Source organism: Chitinophaga niabensis, assembly GCF_039545795.1.
In the GTDB taxonomy this organism is placed as follows: domain Bacteria; phylum Bacteroidota; class Bacteroidia; order Chitinophagales; family Chitinophagaceae; genus Chitinophaga; species Chitinophaga niabensis_B.
Genome location: NZ_CP154260.1, coordinates 3,035,304 through 3,056,567, shown reverse-complemented (window position 1 = coordinate 3,056,567; position 21,264 = coordinate 3,035,304). Strand labels below are relative to the sequence as shown.

Here is a 21,264-nt window from a genome sequence, read left to right as displayed (position 1 = left end):
TATATGATATTCCAATTGCTACTGCTTAGTCTGTTGACTTCTGCGTTATTGAATGTCTTAATGGTAGTGCTATCTGCCAATATCTCAGTTTTTAATGGTTTTGCCGACGCAGCTTACCTGTTTACCCGTTCACATTCTCCGGTTCCCGGCAAAAAAATGGTGCTCAATAAAGGTCCTGTAATTCTTTAAGTAGGTCCGGCCTTGCGTAGCATATCATCCCCTGGAACAAACTGTCAAAATCAAGTTAAAGATATTTATATGTATTCAACCAAAATGATTCGCTTGCGAATATTGTTACCATGGAGTATCCTTTTTACATTCCTTCTCAGCATCCACGTTTCTGCACAAACAATCAAGATAAAAGGTACCATCACTAATCAAGCTAACTCCAGCCCGGTTCCCGGAGCATCGGTTGCCGTAAAGAACACCAATCGTTTTGCTGTTACGGATGAAGCGGGACGGTTCACTATTGACGCTTCAGCGGGGAACACCCTGATAATTACAATGATTGGTTTTCAGAAAAAAGAAGTGCCGGTTGGTCAAAACAGTTCCATTGAGGTGAAGCTGACCGAAAATATTTCACAGCTGGAAGATGTGGTAGTTATCGGTTACGGTAAAACAAAACGGAAAGACGTTACCGGTGCTATATCTTCTGTAAGCGGAGATGAGATCCGTAAAACACAACCGGTCACACTCGATCAGGCCTTGCAGGGGAAAGTTCCCGGGCTGGTGGCGCAACAAATATCAGGTCAGCCGGGCGGAGCAGTGTCCGTACAGATCCGGGGCCTGTCTTCTTTTGGTGGAAGTTCGCCCATGTATGTAATAGATGGGGTTATTATTGGCAATACAGCCGCATTAGGTACCGGCGTTAATCCTCTGGCAGGTATCAATCCTTCTGAAATTGAATCTGTGGATGTTTTGAAAGATGCATCTGCAACGGCAATTTATGGCTCGCAGGCAACAAATGGCGTAATTGTAATAACCACCAGGAGGGGGCAGGTTGCTCCGCCAAGTGTTACCTATGACATGTATGCAGGGTATCAGCAAATAGCAAAAAGGCTGCCTGTGATGAATTTAAGGGAATATGCAACCTTTATAAATGAAAGGAACGGAGGTTTAGGCTGGGGATTTGATACCCGGCCGGAATTTGTAAATCCCAAATACCTGGGTGAAGGCACTAACTGGCAAAAAGAGCTTTTTAGAAATGCACCGATGTATAACCATACTTTAACCATAAATGGGGGCGATGCAAGAACACAGTACCTGCTGTCCGGCTCCTATTTTAAACAGGAAGGTATTGCCCTTGGATCAGATTTCCGGAGGATATCATTAAGACTGAACCTCGACAATAAAACTACCAGCTGGTTAAAGATCGGCACCAGCCTGCAACTTGTTAATATCAAAGAAAACGTAAATTCTTCCAGTTCGAATGTAATCAATACGGCGTTAAGTCAAACCCCGGATATAGCGGTGAAAAATGAGGATGGAAGCTGGGGAGGAGCTTATAACCCGAATGGCTGGGTCAATAGTACGGTGAACCCATATGCTATAGCCCTTATTAATAAAGACCAGGCAACCAGGTACCAGCTTTTTGGCAATGGCTATGCAGAAATCTCTTTTACTAAAGACCTGAGCCTGAGAAATGAAGCAACTGCCACCTTTTCAACAGCAACGGAAGATCGCTTCAATCCATCTTATACATTTGGGCTGGTAAAGAACAATAATAACAGCGCGTCTTATAGTTCTTCACAAAACCTGTTTACAACTATAAGAAACTTCCTGACCTACTCACATCTGTTTAAAGGGAAGTACAATGTAAATGTACTATTGGGGCATGAAGCGCAATTAAGCACAAGTGAGCTTTCCAGTGCAGGCAGGTCTAACTTCCCTTCCAACAATGTTCAGGTGATCAGCAGCGGTGATCCCACCACGGCAACGAATGCCGGTACCAAAGGGCAAAGTGCCCAGGAATCATACTTTGGCCGTATGAATTTTGGGCTTAACGACAAGTATTTGTTAACTGTCAATGTGAGGGCGGATGGGTCTTCGAAGTTCGCTCCTGAAAACCGATGGGTAACTACCTACTCAGGAGCATTTGCCTGGAAATTGAAGAATGAAGGATTTCTGCAGAAAGTAGAAGATATCAATGAATTGAAGCTGCGCCTGGGTTACGGGTTAACGAATAACCAGAATATCCGGGATTATGCATACACCTCCACACTGGCTACTGTTGCTACCGGTCTCACGGGCATAGCACAACTTACCTTAAATGTCGGGAATCCATATGTGGAGTGGGAAAAAACAAAGTATACCAATATAGGGCTGGATGGTACCCTTTTTAACTGGAGATTGAACTTCTCCGTGGATTTTTATAATCGCAGAACTGATGGTCTTGTTATGCAGATCCCTCTGCCTTTATATTCCGGTACTTCTATCGGATGGTCTCCCGGCTCGCTTGATGCGCCATATGTAAACGTAGGAACGGTTAATAACAAAGGCTTTGACTTCAGGATCAGTTCCACCAATATTAAAAGCAAAAATTTAACGTGGAAAACTGATCTGACCGTTTCCCGTAACATCAATGAAGTGCTGAAGCTTAATACGGATGGTGCTTCGCTGAACAGGCAATACAACAAAACCGTAGTGGGCAGGTCAATTGGTGAGTTTTACGGATACGTTGTGGACGGAGGTGTATTTGCAACGAGCGAAGATTTTAAAACCCATGCATTACCCACTAAAAATGGTGTGCGCCTCCCCGTAGGTGCCGCCGGGGGCAGTATCTGGTATGGCGATCTGAAGTTCAAAGACTTTGATGGTGACGGGGATATTGATGAGCACGATCAAACGTTCCTTGGTTCCCCCATACCCAGGTACCAGGTTGGATTAAACAACACCTTCTCTTATAAGAATTTTGATCTGAATGTGTTTTTTGTGGCAAACATTGGTAATAAGGTATACAATCAGCTTCGTATAAACGGAGAATACCCGGGTACAAGCTTTGGGTATTTCAGGTCACTGAAGAATTATGCAAAACTGGCATTGAGAGACCCGAACGGATCTGCGACTGATATCAATAATGTATACGTAACCAACCCTGATACAAGGATTGCCGGTATCAGAAACGATAATACAAACGATAATAACAGGAACTCGGACAAGTTTGTAGAAGATGGAAGTTTTCTGCGATGCAAGAACATTTCCCTGGGGTATGCTTTTCCTGAAAAGTTGCTTGCCAGGGCCCACGTTCAGTACCTGAGAATTTACTTTAATGTTTCAAATGCTTTCGTGCTTACAAAGTATTCAGGAATGGATCCGGAGATCGGGTCGTGGGATCCCTTAAGTGCTGGTATTGACGGTGGTTTTTATCCGCAGCCCCGGGTATTTACCATTGGTGCAAATATCAAGCTGTCCAAATAAAATATTCATCTATTAATATCAATAATTATGGCGTCAATATTGAATAAGATGCTTGCCTTCCTGCTCATTATAATAGTTATGGCAGGGTGCTCAAAAAGTTTTCTGGATCGTCCGCCATTGTCGCAAATAAGCGCCGATAACTTCTATCAGACACCCAACGATCTCAGGCTCGCAACCGCTGCATTGTATGCTGGTTCGCCCTGGGGAGACTGGAATTATAATTGTTATTTACCTGTTGGTGAAGTGCTTAGCGGCAATATGGCTGTTGGTTACTGGGGAGATGCGGTACAGCTTAATACATTTACAATTACAGGTCTAAACGGGATCATGATCTCCAACTGGAAAGCTATGTATAATATCATAGCGTACTGTAATGTTACCATTAATGCCATTACAACAAAAGCATCCAATACAATTCCTGATAAGGACAAAAAGGCAGCTATTGCTGAAGCCCGGTTTATCCGCGGGTTTGCATACTATAATTTAGCGGTGTTGTGGGGCGCTGTGCCCGTTATTGAAGATAACAGTAAGCTGATCATATCACCTTTGATAAACCGGATAAAAACAGAAGATGTATTTAAGTTTGTTGTCAATGACCTGACGTATGCTACCCAAAACCTTCCGGTTACTGATGCCCCCGGAAGGCTTACCACATGGTCTGCGCAAGGCATGTTGAGCAAGGTTTACCTGACGGCAGCCGGTTTAAATCAGAGTGGGGGAGGAAGGAATCAGTCCTTCCTGGATAGTGCAAAAAAATACGCCGGAAATGTATGTAAGAATAGCGGATTAGCACTCGTGTCCAATTATCCTGATCTTTTTAAGACCCAGTTTAACGATAACCCGGAGTCGTTGTTTGCCTTACAATGGGCGCCGGGCAGTGCCTGGCTTGAAGGAAATATGTTGCAGATCTATTCGCCCGGTGGTACGGAAATATCAGCCAATGGCCAGGCGGGCTGGTTTGGCATTCGCCCAACCGTAGATATGTACCTGCTTTACTCTCCCAAAGATACCATCAGGCGGAAGGCCACTTTTATGCTGAATGGTGATTATTATCCGGAGCTGAATGCAGCCGGCGGTGGTTATAGATTTACCGGTGATTGTGGATTGAAGAAACATATTATCGGTACGAATAAGGATAATAATGCACCCACGATGACCCTGACTTCTTCTACAGAGCATAATGCTTTATTAAGATTGGCTGATGTTTATCTCATTTACGCTGAAGCTATACTTGGAAACGGTGCTGCCAGCAGTGATGCCGAGGCGCTGCTCTATTTTAATAAAGTTCGTGCAAGGGCCGGGCTGCTTCCAACCGATAAGATAGATATTGATACGGTACTTAACGAAAGAAGGATTGAACTGGCAGGAGAAGGACAATACTGGATAGATCTTGTAAGGTTGTCTTATTATAATCCTACCAAAGCCATCAGCAAGTTAAACGGGGAAAAACGTGTAACATTCTCCTTCGCTAATGGTGTTTTAACGCCTGCTGATCCATTTGGTATTGTTACTCCGGCAACTATTCAAAGTTTCTCTTTCCCAATACCTTCTTCTGAGGTTACTGCCAACCCGAAATTGTCTGAGCCTCCGATACCATATTATTAAAAATTAAAAAGATCATACTGTGAATAATATCATATTCAACCGGATCTATAACAATTCACTGTTTATTTTCCTTGCTGCCTTTGCATTCACGCAATCCGCCTGTAAGAAAGATGCAACAGAAAGGGCACCTGTTATAACAAGCGTTAGAAATTATGCAGCTTCACCTGCTGATACGCTTGTGAATTCCATCACTACCGGCCAATGGGTGGTGCTGATCGGGCATAACTTAAAAGATGCTGTACAGATCTCTTTCAATGGCATACCTGCTACCATCAACAGCGTAATGTTCTCAGACACCAGCGCAACAGTACAGATACCTGATGTGATACCATTTCCATCTGTACCTGCAGAAGAGCTGAATACTATCCGCTATGTTACCCGGCAGGGAGTTACCACTTTTACATTCAATATTGCTGCCCCGCCGCCCACCATCACTTCCATTTCAAATGAAAATGCCAACCAGGGGGATTCTGTTTACATCTATGGGCTGAATTTATTTTTTATTGAGGAGATCACTTTTGCCGGAACGCCGGTCACCAAATATTCCACAGCGGGTGATGGTACAGCCATCAGATTTGTATTGCCGGCGCTTACCCGGAGCGGGCCTGTAGTTGTTACTACAAAATCAGGGACCGTTTCCACCGCCTTTAATGTAAACGATGTTACCAGCGGTATGCTCTGCAATTTTGATGATATCAATACCTTAAACTGGGGCACCGGTACAGACAACAGCAGCGTTAATTTTCCCGGCAACAAGGGCACCTATGCCGTGTTAAGCAATGGCATCCTGCCGGCAGGAGATGGTAACTGGTGGGACTGGCAAAGAAGTATCAATACAAACGATGTACAGTGGGTACCTGCAGACAGTTTAAGTCTTCCCATGGATGCATATGGCCTTAAGTTTGAGATCAGCGTTGCCGACACATGGACCGGTACTTCTATCTATGTAATAAAAGGTTACGCGTTTGACTACCTGGCCCGCTATGAACCGTGGCAAGGCACAAATGGTACTATTTCTCCCTATACCACAAAAGGCTGGCGTACAGTAACCATTCCTTTGAATATGTTCAGGACCAATGAGGGCAAAGGTACAGCAGCTGCAAACTTATCCGCTTTGCTGGGTAGTTCAGGCATGGGTTCCGTAAATATTCAAACCAAAAACTTTTCATCTTCACCTTCAGCTTCTGGTTTAAAAGCGGCAATTGATAATATCAGGGTAGTGAAGATCAGGTAGAACAGATTTTTAACCAAATAGCATGAATATGAAGACCAGAAGCTGGCATGTGCTTACCGGCATTGCCATTGCAGCCGTTATGTGTGCATACTGCGGCAAAAAGAACGTGTCCATACCCCTAAAGGCCCGTGGTTTATACCCGGACTATAACACTTCTCCTGTACCACCTGATGCAACCGGTATGGGGAGTACGGCCGTGCAACTCGCTTCCAGATTCAGCCTGGGCTGGAACGTTGGAAATACACTGGAAGCTATCGGAGGCGAAACTGCCTGGGGGAATCCCTTGATCAGCGAAAGTTATATCCGGTTTGTAAAACAACAGGGATTTAATGCTATTCGCCTGCCTTGTTCCTGGGACCAGCATTCGGACAAAGCAACCGCTAAGATCCATGACGCATGGCTCAACAGGGTGAAAGAGGTAGTGCAGTACTGCGTTAAAAACGATATGTATGTTCTGCTTAATATCCACTGGGACGGGGGCTGGCTGGATCACAATATCAACAAGGCAAAACAGGACTCAGTGAATGCCAAACAAAAAGCATTCTGGGAACAGATTGCCACCGCTATGCGCGATTTTGATGAACACCTGCTGTTTGCAAGCGCTAACGAACCTCCGGCAGACAATGCAGAACAGATGGAAATACTCAGCAGTTATCATCAGACCTTCGTCAATACAGTAAGGGCCACCGGTGGGCGCAACAGTTACAGGGTACTTGTAGTGCAGGGGCCGTCCACGGACATCGATAAAACCAATAACCTGATGAATAGCCTTCCCGGGGATGTTGCGAAGGATCGCATGATGGTTGAGGTGCATTATTATACGCCTTACCAGTTCTGCTTAATGGATGGTGATGCCAGTTGGGGTAAAATGTTCTATTACTGGGGTGCCGGATATCATTCAACAATTGAACCTGATCGTAATGCCAGCTGGGGAGAGGAGAGTGATGTCAACACTTCCTTCGGCAGAATGAAAACGAAATTCACTGATAAGCAAATACCTGTGATAATGGGTGAATATGGCGCTTACAGGCGCAACGGTGGTACCAATGTTCCGAAAGACCTGAACACTCACAATAATGCGGTGGATCATTGGCTGACGTATGTAACCAAACAGGCAATAGCGAATGGAATTAAACCATTTTTCTGGGATACAGGCGGGGCTTTGGACAGGCGAAATAATACGGTACTTGATAAACAAACAATCGATGCCCTCATGGCAGGTGCGAAATAAACGAAACATAAAAATTAATTATCAGAACCGGCCTGGTTTTGAATGAGTTCAGGCAGATCTCTTATCCAGGCCGGGTTTTGCATTGCCGGGATTGAAATTAATGCGTACTTTTCAGGCCGAATTTGTTTTTCATGTCCCTAATTACCAAAGCAGCCTGTACCTGTATTGTATTTTTCCTGTTTAGCATTGCTGCGCATGCGCAGCAATTGAAAGCGGAATTTACGCCCACTAAAACCAGCGATTGCGAAAGCCTGATCACCAAATTCGTTGATAACTCAACTGGTACCCCTGTTTCCTGGCAATGGGACCTGGGAAATGGTTCCACTTCTACACAACAAAGCCCAAGTGCTTCTTACACAGCTGCCGGCACTTACAAAGTGAAACTCACTGTGAAGAACGCTGCCGGTGCTACCAGCAGCATAGAAAAGTCTGTGACCGTATGGGAAAAACCCCAACCGGATTTTACTGCCAGCCCAGCCAAAGGCTGTATTCCCTTCAATGTTACTTTTACGGATAAGTCCAATCCGGTGAACGGTACTATCTCTACCTATAGCTGGGATTTCGGGGATGGTACAACCGGTTCCGGCAGTGCGCCTGTGCATACTTACAACAACGTCTTGTCGCCCACAGTTACCCTCACCGTTACGAATAGCAATGGTTGTACGGCATCCAAGCAGATCAGTAATATAGTGGATGCAGCTGCGTCCCTGGTTCCTAATTTTACCGTGTCTGATAAATTCCTTTGTTCTGCTCCTGGAGCATTGACCATCACCAATAGTACTACTGGTCCCGGTACGCTTACTTATCAATGGGATTTTGGCGATGGCGGTACTGCTTCGGAAGCCAGTCCTGCCCCACATACTTATACTGCCAAGGGTGTTTACAAAGTAAAACTCACTGTTACCAGCGATAAAGGTTGTACCGCCACCAAAACCTCCGAAGACATCAATGTAGCCAACTTTAAGACGGATTTTCAGATGCCGGCCAATATTTGCGAGAATGTTACCGGCACGACCTTCACCGCTGCCACCAGTCCGCAGGCAAATAATATTACCTGGGGCGTTGACAAAGGTTACATCAGTTTTTACTATGGCACTTCTGCTTCTTATTATCCTGCAGGTACCGGTATCGTAAAAGTGACCATGACGGCGGACTATGGCAGCTGCCGTGAATCAGTGATCAAAGAACTTGAAGTGAAGCCTGCGCCAAGGGCCGATTTTGTGAGCGATCAGACTGCTATCTGCGATGTACCTGCTACTGTTAAATTTACAGACAAATCGCAGGGCGCTACCAGCTGGAGCTGGACCTTCGGCAACGGGCAATCGTCCACCCAGCAAAATCCTTCTGTTACCTACAACAGCCTGGGATATTTCAACATAAAACTTACAGCCAGCAATGCATCCGGCTGCTCCAGCGTATCAGAACGTTATATAGATGTGAGGAAACCAACAATCCTGGCATACGCAAGTACTTCTGAGGGCTGTGAAGGTTTAACCCCTTCTTTTAGCACCTATGTGGATCCCGGAGATGCCATTGTAGCTTATGAATGGGATTTTGGCGATGGTAGCCCTGTATCCACTGCGGCCAAACCTTCGCATACCTATAACAAGGAGGGCACATACCAGGTAAAGCTAAGCTATACAACCGCCAATGGCTGTAAAGGAACAGTGAGCCTGAATACCTTTAATCATATCCGGGTATATAAAAAACCAAAGCCTGATTTTTCATCTCCGGAAGCTCCCCAGATCTGTGGTAATAACTGGGTGCATTTCAATGGTACTACAGATGTGGGCTACACCTGGACCTGGAATTTCGGTGACGGTTATGGTGACTTTGGTCAGAATCCTATGCATAGCTACAGGCAGCCCGGCACTTATACGGTAAGCCTCACCGTTTCAAATTACAGTTGCGCCAGCGAAACGATTATCAAAACGGCCTATATCAAAGCCGTGAACCCTTTTCCGCGTTTCGCCATGCAGCCCATTAAATGTGATAACCGCACAGAGATCGGCTTTGAGGACCAATCCATCGGTACCATTACCAGTTGGAAATGGAGTTGGGGAGATGGAAAGGAAGATACTTACACGACAAAAACAAATCCTACACATAAATACGACAAAACAGGCGCCTACAAGGTAAAGCTGACTGTTACAGACGGAACATGTACCAGTTCTGATTCACTGAACATCAATGTGTATGCGCCATCGCCCATTACCATTACCACAGACAAAATATCGCTCTGTGGTAACGAAACACTTAAGGCCACCTTATTATCCATTAACGCATCTATATATCCCTCCTCGTATAGTTATTCCTGGCGCTCTTCAGATGGTACGCCCGCTTACTGGTATAACTACGGTTATGATGCGGTTACTTTTACCAACCTGAAACCCGGCAAGGATACCATCCGCATGGTAGCGTATAACTTCCAGGGATGCACGGATACCAGTAACGGGGTTGTTGTGGATGTGCACGGCCCCCTGGCTAAATTTCTCTCACCGCCGGTGCTGGAATGCCGCGGTACGGAACTGACCTTTACGGATCAGACAGATGTTTCCAAAGGAAAGCCCATAAAAACCTGGGCATTTGATTTTGGCGATGGCACTCCTACAAAAGTATATACGGCACCTCCTTTCAAATACACCTACAATAAAGCAGGCGCTTTCTATCCCAGGCTCACCGTCACTGATCAGGATGGTTGTACCAGTTCTGCTGTCGGCAACTATCTCCAGGTGAACGGCCCTAATGCGGATTTTTCACCCAGCTCTACACTGATACGGCCGGGCGGTACGGTATGGTTCTATAACTATACCAGTGAAACAGGTGGTTACCCTACTTACCAGTGGGACTTCGGAGATAATACTTTCTCAGCACAGAACAGTCCTTCCAAATCCTATCCTGATAAAGGCGTTTACACCGTGAAGCTGCTGGTAAAGGACAACAACGGTTGTTCAGACAGTGCTAAGAAACAGATCAAGGTATCCAGTGTAAGCGCAAGTTTTACGGTCAGCACTTCGTTTGTAAATAATAGCGGCTGCCCGCCGGTGATAGCCCGTTTTACTAATACATCCGTTAACGCCAGCAGTTCCTATTGGGATTTCGGTGACGGGAGTTTTGCTACCATCAGCAATCCTTCTCATACTTATACCTATGCAGGGAAATACAAAGTGAAACTGAAAGTAGTAGGTGATGCAGGCACTGAAGATGAATATGAGGAAGCAGTAGAAGTTAAAGGACCTTATGCTACTATCACAACCTCTTCCAAAGGCGGTTGCCTCTCTAAAGAAATCGAGTTCCAGGTAAGTGCCCTGAATGCTATTGATTTTGCCTGGGATTTTACGGATGGTAATGTTATCACCACAACCGAGAGCATCATTAAACATACTTTCAAAGAACCCGGCATTTACAAACCGCGCCTCATCCTCTCAGATCAGGCGGGCTGTAAGGGTACGGCCTTCCTGCAGGATCCTATTGTTATAGACAAGCTGGATGTGAAGCTGGCCGCAACGCCGGAATTTATATGTGACGAAGGCTGGATCACTTTTGCGCCTACATTCAATAGTTACTCCATTGATGAACTGAAAGAAGAGGCGGAATACAAATGGACATTTGATGCAGGGCTGCAGGTAGAAGATGATGCCACTGCCACACCTCGTTTTTTCCTGGATAAAATACAGGCATTCAATTTTACGCTGACCACTACTACCGCCTATGGCTGCACGCAAACCGTGAGTAAAACGATATCCGCCTATCCCAAACCCGTAGCAATTATTACCGCACCATTGCAGGCTTGCCAGGATGTGCCGGTAAGCTTCAGCGGAGCGGTGAGCAAAGTGAATGATGTTACCTGGAAATGGGATTTTGGTAATGGCAGTACAGGCAATGTGCAGGAGCCTCCTCAGCTGGCATATAGCAAACCGGGACTTTCTGAAGTACAGCTTATCGTTGCCAGCCAGGATGGTTGCAAGGATACGGCGCTTCATAGTATAACCATACAACCTAAACCGGTGATCAATGCTGCTGCGGCCTCTGCTGTTATATGCCAGGGCAAAAGCACAACATTGAGCGCAGGTGGCGGGGTTACTTATCTATGGTCACCGGCGCTGGATTTAAGCAATCCACAAGCGCCGGATCCTGTTGCGGCTCCCAGGGTAAGTACTACTTACCAGGTGGCCGTTACTGATGCTAATGGCTGCAGTAATACAGATAACGTAAGTATCCGCGTGGCAGAGCCATTCAGGATACAAGCCACGCCGGATACTACCATGTGCTTAGGGTATGTATTACCACTGTGGGTAAAAGGCGCAGATCATTATGTATGGAAGGGAGAGGGGCTGGATGCTGCTAACATTCCTAATCCGCGGGCTACTATTAAAACGCAGGGTTTCTATACCTATACTGTAACAGGTTATGATGCTGATGGTTGCTTTACGCATGATACATCGCTGATAGCAAGTGTTTACCCGGCACCTTTCGTTAGTGCGGGGCCGGATCGTATAAGAATGACGGGAATGCCTGTGACCTTGCAGGGACAGGGGAGTCCGGATATTGTAAAATGGAAATGGTCACCACCGGATCAGTTGGACTGTGCTACTTGTCCTAAACCTTTGGCCTCACCAAACTTGTCCACTAAGTACAAAGTAGAGGTGGAGAACCGCTATGGTTGTAAGGCTACGGATGAAGTAGTGGTGATGGTGACCTGTGACAGGGGAGCGGTGTTCCTGCCGACTGCCTTTACACCTAACAGGGATGGGACGAATGAATGGTTCTATCCTAAAGGGCGTGGGATTAAAGAAGTAGCGTCATTGCGCATTTATGATAGATGGGGGAGTTTGGTGTTTGAGAAAACGCATTTCCAGATGAACATTGCGAGTGCAGGGTGGGATGGGAACTGGAAGGGTTCGATAGCGCCTATGGGGAATTATGTGTATGCTATTGAGACGATTTGTGAGGATGGGACTAGTTTTCTGTTTAGGGGGACGGTGACGTTGATTAAGTAGGGGGGATTTAAAATTGTTTTCGTTTCAAAGAGCTATTGCGAAAACTAATTCCTTTCGCTTTGTTACAAAGAATGACTTCCCGGTTTACATGTATTCGGTGCCGATAGAACAAAAGTAAATTGGGAATACAAGCAGGAAAAATCAGCGGGTGGTTTTTGAGGTTTTTAAGTGGATTTTGCAGGAATTGATGTGTTTTGCGGGAATAGAGGGTTTATGATGGAATTGGTGTCATTTGAGGAGATTTGAGCATGTTTTTTTGTCAGGTACCCCGGGTTAATACGGGATGGATACGGGATTGATACGGGATTGATACGGGATTGGTACGGGATTGCTCTGCTTTGCATAAACAAAAAACCTTTATCACTTTAGCCCCTCACGGCGCCTCAAACTTCGTTTAAATATACCTACGCTCAGGCTTTTCAACGCTATAATAACATAACAAAGAAAAACTCCTGATCAATTATACCCCGTAGCAAAAAGCCTCCTTGCCCCCTTCAACCCACAACGCTGGTATTGATGATAAGCCTGGGCTACCTTTTCATGGGTAATAGCAGGCTTTTCCTTTTGCAGCCAGCTGTCTATCATCGCATCCAGGGTATATGCCTCCGGAGACATCAGGTGTGTGGTCCAGATCAAGGGATTGGCACCTGTTCTGCGAATAGGTGCCGAGAAGTATTGCTTACTGGCACAGGCAAAGATGGCTACATCACGGGCACGGTTATCCGACTTTTCAGGATAAGAGGGCAAGGCTGCATCCATAAGGCCATTGTGCCCTACAAAACAGATCAAACGGGCATTTCCGCCTGCAGGCAGGGTATCTTTATCTAATTGGATATCAAAAGCATTACGCCCTGAGGCATACTGTAAAAAGGAAGTGATCGTCTCTTTCATACGGGCGCCATCATAAGCATCGGCAACCAGGTAAACGTTCTGAAGCGTACGGTGTTTGAAAACAAGGCGTTCATGAATATAGGGTGCAGGCTGTTTGATCAGCTTTGTGAGCTGCCATTCAGGCTGCTTTTTCAGGAAGGTTTTAACGCCATAACCACATCCCCAGTATAGATTATTGGCGGGGTCCTGCCCGTTGCCAATTTTAGCAGGTACGGGAACAATGCCCTGGTATTTGTTGTCGCAAAGCGCTACCAGCACATGGATGGTCACAGGAGGGGTGTAGTTGCCAAAGGTGGATAAGAGGAAAAAAAGGAAATGCATAAGGCCATTTATAATGAGATGCAGAAATGTTGTTTTTACATACTTAGCTGCGTATATTGCTGGCATTATAAATCAATTAGTTAAACTATGAACACTCCGCAACCCAGCCCGAACAGATCCATTCTTTACGGGCTTTTAAGCCTTGCAGGCGGCATTGGTTTCATCTATTACTTTATCTGGCGTCCCCTGGAGGCCATGGCCCAGAAGCAGGATAACATAAGCTATTCATATAAAGGAGTGGGCATAGGACCATTTTTTGTAGTGTTTGGTCTTTATCTGCTGATCATGCGGCCGGCCGTTTTAAAGCCCGCCCAGATGTCCCAGGGGCAGCGTGTAATATATTGGGTGATGGTTGGACTGTCTCTTGTATTAGCAATTGGTACATTCCTGTGGTTCAAACACCGTGTGGGGGAATTGGGATATAGTATTTAAACCTGTAAATAGGAACCACATGCACCGGACTAAGATCCTGTTCTCTATTATCTGCCTGTTAAAATGCACCCTGCTTGACGCACAAATTATCGCCGGTGATCTGGCCGACCCTTCTATCATAAGGGTGGATAGTGTTTATTACGCAACAGGCACCTCTTCAGAATGGGCGCCTTATTTCCCCATTTACAAATCATCCAACCTCAGAGACTGGCATCAAACGGGTTATGTTTTCGATAAAGCCCCGGAATGGACAACCGGCTCTTTCTGGGCGCCTGAGTATTATAAGATAGGAGACACTTATTACATTTATTATACGGCCAGGCGAAAGTCTGATAACCGCTCTTACATAGGGGTAGCAACTTCAAAATACCCGGACCGCGGATTTACAGACCACGGTATAATCATTGAACACGGAAAGGAAGCGATCGATGCCTTCGTATTTAACGATGGCGGGCAGCTTTACATCACCTTTAAAGCCTATGGTCTGGACGACAGGCCAATTGAGTTGTTAGGCGCCAGGTTATCGGCAGACGGACTTAAAACAGAAGGGGAGTTTTTTACTTTGCTGAAGGATACCAGCCGTGCTGGTATGGAAGGGCAAAGCATATTGAAAATGAATAATTACTATTACCTGTTCTACTCAGGTGGTAATTGCTGCGGGCAGGGATGCAGCTATAACGTTAGCGTAGCCCGTTCTGCGAACTTCAAAGGCCCTTATCAAAACTTTAATGGCAATCCAATTCTCAGTGAGAATGATGCATGGAAATGCATGGGCCACGGAACTTTCGTTTCTTCGGAAGACGGCACCATGTATTACCTGCACCATGCTTACAATAAAAAGAGCAATGTATTTACAGGTCGCGAAGCACTTATTTCGCAAATGATCTACCAGGAGTACACAGGCTGGCCTTTACTTAAATTACTTCCAAATAATACTGCAGTCAAAACAGAAGAAAATAGTTTTGACCGCTATTGGCAATGGGATTTCCGGCATGCTACCCCTTCGTACAAACTGCAGAATGGCCGCCTTCTTTTATCCGGAAAGCAAACAAAGGATAACCTCTGCGGCATTGCATTAACGGTAAGGCCCACTTCAGATAACTTTGAAATGATCACCGCTGTTGTTAACCGCAACAAAGCACTCAAAGGATTGACCATTTACGGCGATGCTAATGCTGCGATTGGAATTGGTGTTGAAGGGGATAGTGTTAAAGTATGGAAGGTTGAGAAGAATGAAAGAATAATTATTAAAGGCGTACGGGTGCCGCCACTTAACGTCCGGCTGAAAATAAAAATGTCGCCAGACAAGACCTGCAGCTTTTTCTACGAAACAGGAAAAACGACATGGATTAAACTGGCTTCAGATATTGATATTAAGTTCCTGCCGCAATGGGATAGAAGCCCCCGACCGGGATTGCATTACAGGGGGAGTGAAGAAGATAAAGCGGAGTTTTCTTTCTTCAGCATTGATAATAAACAGCAGTAGTGCCTTGGTATAGTTTTCGTGCGATAGCCACATGAGAAAGCTAAAGATACCTCAGGAATAGTCATCAACACTTACCTGCCAAAGAGCAGGCTATGAATCATTGAAAATTAATATCTTCATTGGGATATTAAACCTTTCAATATGTACACTAACCGGACCCTGAAGTTACAGTATGTTCTGCCACGCTCTTACATCCAATTGCTGATACACGTCACGCCTATGGTCATAGCCTACGTGCTGTACGTGGTATGTGGTTTTAAAGAAGCAATCATTCCCCTTTTGCCTATTGGTGTCATAGGCACAGCAGTTGCCTTTTACGTGGGTTTTAAAAACAACTCATCATACGACAGGATGTGGGAGGGCCGCAGGTTATGGGGAAGTATTACCAATGCCAGCAGGGTATGGGCTGCCATGGTGCTTGATCTTGCCGGTAATAATTCCAATGAAGAGGTTCGGGCCATGGCACGGCATATGGTATTAAGGCAGATTGGCTGGTGTAACGCCCTCAGGCTGCAACTAAGGCGTAATAAGGTATGGACACAAAAGTATTATCAGAGCTATATCTCCAGTATACAATATAAGGGTGACCAGGACTATCCGGCTTTGATGCAGGAAACATTGGATAAGTTTTGCGGCGCCGCTGAAAGGGAATATGCACTCAGTAAGGTGAATCCCGCTACCCACCTGTTACACCTGCAAAGCAGAGATATAAAAAGCTTGAAAGAACAGGGCGTAATTGATAATATTGAACATGCCAATCTGACCAATGTTATTACGGACCTCTACAACCAGCAGGGTGGCTGCGAGCGTATAAAGAATTATCCCTTCCCGAGGCAGTACGCTGTTTTTAGCCGCCTGTTCGTGGATATCTTTATTATGCTTTTGCCATTCGGACTAATTGCAGAAATTGCCCGTCATACGCCCCATGCACAATGGCTTTTATTTCCGGTTTGTATCATAGTGAACTGGGTATTTAATGCCATGGAAGCAGTGGGTGACCTGAGTGAGAATCCTTTTGAAAATGCATTGACGGATATCCCAATGAGTTCCATCTGCCGGAATATTGAAATTGATCTGCGGGAAATGATGGATGATAAAGATATACCGGAAAGACTCACGCCCGTTAATGGCGTTTTAATGTAAAAAAGGCCGATCATCTGATCGGCCTTTTTTATTGCACTTGCAGGAACTCCACTTCATCCGCACGGGGAAGTACAGCTTCAGTAGTAACAGCACCATTCAGCGCTGTATACCACTTACTCAGGTCCAGCGAACTGCCTTTTACGATAGAGAAAGCAGGCAGTGAAAAAGTTTTCTTTTGATCAGCAGGTGTACCCGCCGCTTCCACCACCAGTTTGCTCAGTGTAAACGTAGTATCCCCGAACGTTTTGATGATCTTGAGGGAAGCTGTTTTGCGCACATGGTCCATTTGCAGGGTAGCCCAGAATGTAGGGAAATACAATGGGTAGGTGGCAACAGCGCTGTCTTTGAAAACCGGAGCCAGCCTTATTTCCCGGGCAGGTAAATTCACCCCTGCGCCAGCAAGCACATCCGTGGAGAACCATGTAACAGGTGCCGTCATGTAAGTGATGTTTCCGGGGTTCCAGAGGTTTTGGCTCCAGGTAAGGCCTCTGCGCAGATGTACGAGCTGAATATGTTTCATGATATCCATGCCATCTGCTACAAAGCCTGCCTGGATTGCGGGGTAGGCGGTATAACTTTCAAGGTAGAAAGGCCAGCATTGTGAGCCGCGCTGGTCAATTCCTTTTCCCAGCTGCATGTCCCACACTTTGTTAGCGTAGTAATCCGGCGTTTTGGACAAAGAGATCTTGAACTGTGATACCAGCGATGCCTGCACATAGGGCAGGGGGATCACATCTCCCCAACCCGCATAGCGGCTTACGAAAGAACCGGCAAGCTGGCCGGTGAACAGGATATTATCGAGACGCCCGGTGCCATCAACCTGGCAACCATAAGAAAAAAAGCGGCCGTTCCATAACATTTGCAGGACTGCTTTTCGTGACGAATTTAACTGCTGGTCAGATTCATTGGCCCAGGCGGTATCCTTCAGTGCCTTCGCTGCTTTGGAAGCAGCTTTCAGCGCCGAAAGATACATACCTGCACCATAACTATAGATTGGCGGATGCGTAAAGTCATCGTAGGTGGTAGGGCCAACAGGGATAGGAACACCTGCGGGCATTTTGCTCTTGAGGAATTTCATCCCGTCCTTCATGCGGCCCGCGAATTTCCGCAGATAATGCAGGTCGCCGGTTTGTTCATAATCCTTCACGATCTGTATGATCCAGCCTTCTGTATTATCTAACATCCAGTGATTTTCAGTAGGTACGCGGCCCCCCACAGTGCCCATTCCCACATAATAATGACCGATGAAGTGATTGATACTTCCGTCAAATGCCTGTGCATCACCAAAGATCTGCATCTCGGAACGGTCCAGCTGCGTAAAGAATTTCTGGTAGAAAGGGTGGGCGCTGATACGCTGGTCCATTGTACCGGCAAGGCCCCCCATGCCACCTTCATTCACGGTAACATCCCCCTTTTTGTTCAGGATCATGTTGGTGTAAATAACATATCCGCTGTTGATGAGCTTGAACTTATACCAGTCCGGCAGGGTGGATTGCAATACAGGTTGCTGCCATTCCATGGTTTTCGCCAGCAGTTCATTACGATGCGTTAAGGCATAGGCAGCTAATGATGAAAGATTGGAGAAGTAATTGTGAAAGTAACGTCCGTAATCGCTTCCACCTACCCAATAAGAACCAGGCACTGCATTTTCTTTATCGATCTTTAATTCAGGAAAGAACCATACGAGCATAAAACGGATGGTTTTCTTTTCTCCTTTCTTCAGCGATGTTTTTACAGCTACTGCACTGCCTGCGGTACTACCAGGAGTGCTTAATGACTGGTGCTTATTTCCATAGACCGGGAAGGCACCGTTTTTCACGAAACTTTCCCAACCGTTCTGCTCATAAGCAGGTAGTATACTGATGGAAGTGCCCGGTGTTTGAACAGCCATCAATGCTACTTCCTGTACATAGTTCTGGAAGGTGGCTTTTACGGGAACAATAGGAGCAGCAGCAAATTGGCGGATACCTTTGAAACCCATGCCATTAAAAGCTTCCGAGAAAGTAGCAATAGGTTTGCGTTCCGGCCATTCTTCCCCATTCATCAACTCGCCACGGGAAAGCACCTGCCCATCCATTCCCTCAACTGATAAGGGGTCCTTGATGCCTTTACCGATAAAATCTTCCCATGAAAAAGCGATAGCCGTTTCTGTGTTTTCTGTGGCTTCCAGCTCTACATCAAAATAAGCAACAGGTAAAGAAGAGTTTTTAACATCATGCGGCACCAGGGAAGACCATGCATGGATATTCACTTTGACATGTCCGGTTGCTGCCTGTAATGTGGCCCGGGGAAACAGACCGGTGTAGGAAGTATGTTCCAGCCCTTTCATGCCCCAACTGCTGTCGTTATCCCTTACGAGCCTTCTGCTTTCAGAGGACGTCCATAAAGCAAAAAAGCAGTTTTTACTGTTGGCAATAGGTTGGTGTATATTATTCAGCCCAATGCGTACAAACCTGCCATCAGGTGCAAATTGTACATTCCCGGCGCCGATCCCTCCCAGCGGCACACCGCTGCGGGAGGGATGGTCTTTCAGTGCCAGGTATTCGAAATCTTCTTTACCACCCAGCATGTTGCTGCCGGGGATATTCCTCTTGTTGGCTTTGTCAGCGCCATAATTATCGTTCTGTGCAAATGCAGGAAAAGATAAAAGGCCTAATACTAATAAATGAAGTAAGCGCATCAATAATTCGGGTTCTGTTTTATTTTGCTGTTCTGGTCAATCACGTTCTGCGGAATAGGATTCATGTACATCTTCTGTGTGAATATGTGCGGATGGTTCAATGCTACGGGTTCGTATTTCCATACACCGCTGTTGTTCGCAGGTACAGTGTTGGAGATCTTCATGCCGTGGAAGTCTTTGCTTAAAACATCCAATGCAATGCGCCAGCGAACGATATCGTAGAACCGTTTGTTCTCGAAGCACAATTCCACTCTTCTTTCATTGCGTACCACATCGCGCATCTGCTGTTGCGTGAGTACCTGCCCGCCGTAAGTAACTTCCAGTGTGGGAAGGTTGGAACGTTTTCTCACTTCATTGATGGCACTGTACACACTATTATCCGGGCCAACGGCTTCATTCTGTGCTTCTGCATAGTTCAGCAGCACTTCAGCATAACGGAAGAAAACATAGTTCAAACCGTCTGAACGGTTACCACTCGGCCTTCTGTCCGGATTGATACGCTTTTTGAAATAATAACCGGTATTGGTTACATCGGAAGAGCCGAAGTCGATCTCGTTTTTAGAAGGACTTACTTTATCTATCCGTGTGTAAATGGTATCGGTACTGGTCATCCAGTTCATTTTGTAAGGCGCACCATCGTATACAATGAAATCATAGAAACGTTTTTCCCTGTTCACATAAGGCTTTTGCGGATCGTAGCCGGAAGCAGGATCGCTGATGGGCAGGCCGTTAGCCATGCGGAACTGATCTACCAGCTCCTGTGTGGGATTGTAGTTGCCCCAGGTGAAGTATTGCCCCTGAATGAACACAGGCCCGCCAAACAGGAGAAAATCACTACCTATGGTGCCTCCGGTATTACCCACTGTTTGCCTGTCCCAGATCACTTCGGAATTGTATTCATTTGCTTCTGACCAGAAGGTGGCCAGATTGGGATAAAGCGTGTATGCACTATTGCCTAATTCTGTGATGAACTTTTTGTTGGTAGCGGCAGCTTTTGCGTACCGCGTAAGATCAGCACCGGCGAAACTTACAAAATGTTCGGGATCGCTTCCCACAACAGGAGAACCTGTGTTGAATGCAGGGCTCGCAGCATATAATTCTATCCATCCTTTCAAAGCCAATGCAGCACCCAGGGTAGCCCTGCCGGCATCTGTATGGCCGGTACTGTATTTAGCCGGGAGATATTGATGTGTTACCACACTGTCCAGCTCCGCGTCAATAAAATCAAATGTTTCCGCAAAGGTGTTCCTTGATCTGTACAATTGCTCAGGTGTATTGGTTGTGCGGTTCTGTGGTTCGGTGATAATGGGAAGGCCGCCTATATGCATCCACAGATAACTGTAGAAGAAAGCCCTCAGAAAGCGTGCTTCATCCAGGCGTTTGTTTTTCCATGCCGGGGTGAAATTGGCAGCATGCGCATTTACTTCCATGATGAAAGTATTGCAGCGTCTGATCTTTCCATATACAGCGCCCCAATCCGTATAATTGGAGGCATCACCATCATTGTTCATGGGAGTGCCGCCTTCTACAGTAGGCCCTATAATACCCTGGCGCCAGCGCCATGATTTCCAGTAAGGGCCGCCATCGTTATCATCCGTATAGCTATCCAGCGGATCAGGTGTATTGCAAAGGTTATTCACCTGCTGGTAAATATCATTCAGGAAAAGATCAGCAGCTGATTCATCTTTCCACTGCGTATCGCCGGTGATGGCACTTTTGGATTCATTATCCAGGAAGTCCTTCTGGCAGGAAGCGGAAAAAAGCAAGGCCGTGAAAAGCAGCAGTGATTTGATATGATGTTTATTCATAACAGAGAAATTCAGG

The 21,264-nt window shown here is 46.0% G+C and carries 11 protein-coding genes; 8 read left to right on the top strand and 3 right to left on the bottom strand.

What is annotated here, in order from left to right; genetic code table 11:
* Positions 1-273: 273 nt before the first annotated feature.
* The 5 genes from AAHN97_RS11860 to AAHN97_RS11840 all read left to right on the top strand — a co-directional run bounded on the left by AAHN97_RS11860 (position 274) and on the right by AAHN97_RS11840 (position 12,487).
* Positions 274-3,417: a SusC/RagA family TonB-linked outer membrane protein gene (locus tag AAHN97_RS11860; protein WP_430516966.1), complete on the top strand. Its 3,144-nt coding sequence runs from the start codon at positions 274-276 to the stop codon at positions 3,415-3,417.
* A gap of 27 nt (positions 3,418-3,444) precedes the next feature.
* A complete protein-coding gene (locus AAHN97_RS11855) occupies positions 3,445-5,022 on the top strand; it encodes a RagB/SusD family nutrient uptake outer membrane protein (RefSeq protein WP_343307831.1) in 1,578 nt (525 codons plus the stop codon).
* Positions 5,023-5,041: 19 nt separating this feature from the next.
* On the top strand, positions 5,042-6,256 hold the full coding sequence (locus tag AAHN97_RS11850; RefSeq protein ID WP_343307830.1) for a glycan-binding surface protein: 1,215 nt from the start codon (positions 5,042-5,044) through the stop codon (positions 6,254-6,256).
* Between the two features lie 28 nt (positions 6,257-6,284).
* The gene (locus tag AAHN97_RS11845; RefSeq protein WP_343307829.1) at positions 6,285-7,487 is read left to right on the top strand and encodes a glycoside hydrolase family 5 protein; all 1,203 of its coding nucleotides are present in this window, start codon (positions 6,285-6,287) and stop codon (positions 7,485-7,487) included.
* Between the two features lie 131 nt (positions 7,488-7,618).
* On the top strand, positions 7,619-12,487 hold the full coding sequence (locus tag AAHN97_RS11840) for a PKD domain-containing protein (protein WP_343307828.1): 4,869 nt from the start codon (positions 7,619-7,621) through the stop codon (positions 12,485-12,487).
* 456 nt (positions 12,488-12,943) lie between these two features.
* Here the strand turns inward: AAHN97_RS11840 and AAHN97_RS11835 are convergent, their stop codons facing one another.
* On the bottom strand, positions 12,944-13,699 hold the full coding sequence (locus AAHN97_RS11835; protein ID WP_343307827.1) for a hypothetical protein: 756 nt from the start codon (positions 13,697-13,699) through the stop codon (positions 12,944-12,946).
* Between the two features lie 87 nt (positions 13,700-13,786).
* Between AAHN97_RS11835 and AAHN97_RS11830 the strand changes: the two genes are divergently transcribed.
* The 3 genes from AAHN97_RS11830 (at position 13,787) to AAHN97_RS11820 (ending at position 16,760) form a co-directional block, all read left to right on the top strand.
* Positions 13,787-14,131 carry a hypothetical protein gene (locus AAHN97_RS11830; RefSeq protein ID WP_343307826.1) on the top strand — a complete coding sequence of 115 codons (345 nt, stop codon included), beginning with the start codon at positions 13,787-13,789 and terminating at the stop codon, positions 14,129-14,131.
* Between the two features lie 19 nt (positions 14,132-14,150).
* Positions 14,151-15,617, top strand: a complete 1,467-nt coding sequence (locus AAHN97_RS11825) for a family 43 glycosylhydrolase (RefSeq protein ID WP_343307825.1) — start codon at positions 14,151-14,153, stop codon at positions 15,615-15,617.
* Positions 15,618-15,758: 141 nt separating this feature from the next.
* Complete coding sequence (locus tag AAHN97_RS11820) at positions 15,759-16,760, top strand: bestrophin family protein (protein WP_343307824.1); 1,002 nt, start codon at positions 15,759-15,761, stop codon at positions 16,758-16,760.
* A gap of 28 nt (positions 16,761-16,788) precedes the next feature.
* Here the strand turns inward: AAHN97_RS11820 and AAHN97_RS11815 are convergent, their stop codons facing one another.
* Both AAHN97_RS11815 and AAHN97_RS11810 read right to left on the bottom strand, forming a co-directional pair.
* Entirely contained in the window at positions 16,789-19,440 is a 2,652-nt protein-coding gene (locus AAHN97_RS11815; protein ID WP_343307823.1) for a GH116 family glycosyl-hydrolase, read from the bottom strand.
* Positions 19,440-21,248: a RagB/SusD family nutrient uptake outer membrane protein gene (locus tag AAHN97_RS11810; protein ID WP_343307822.1), complete on the bottom strand. Its 1,809-nt coding sequence runs from the start codon at positions 21,246-21,248 to the stop codon at positions 19,440-19,442. The genes AAHN97_RS11815 and AAHN97_RS11810 overlap by 1 nt, the downstream gene beginning before the upstream one ends.
* Positions 21,249-21,264 lie beyond the last annotated feature (16 nt).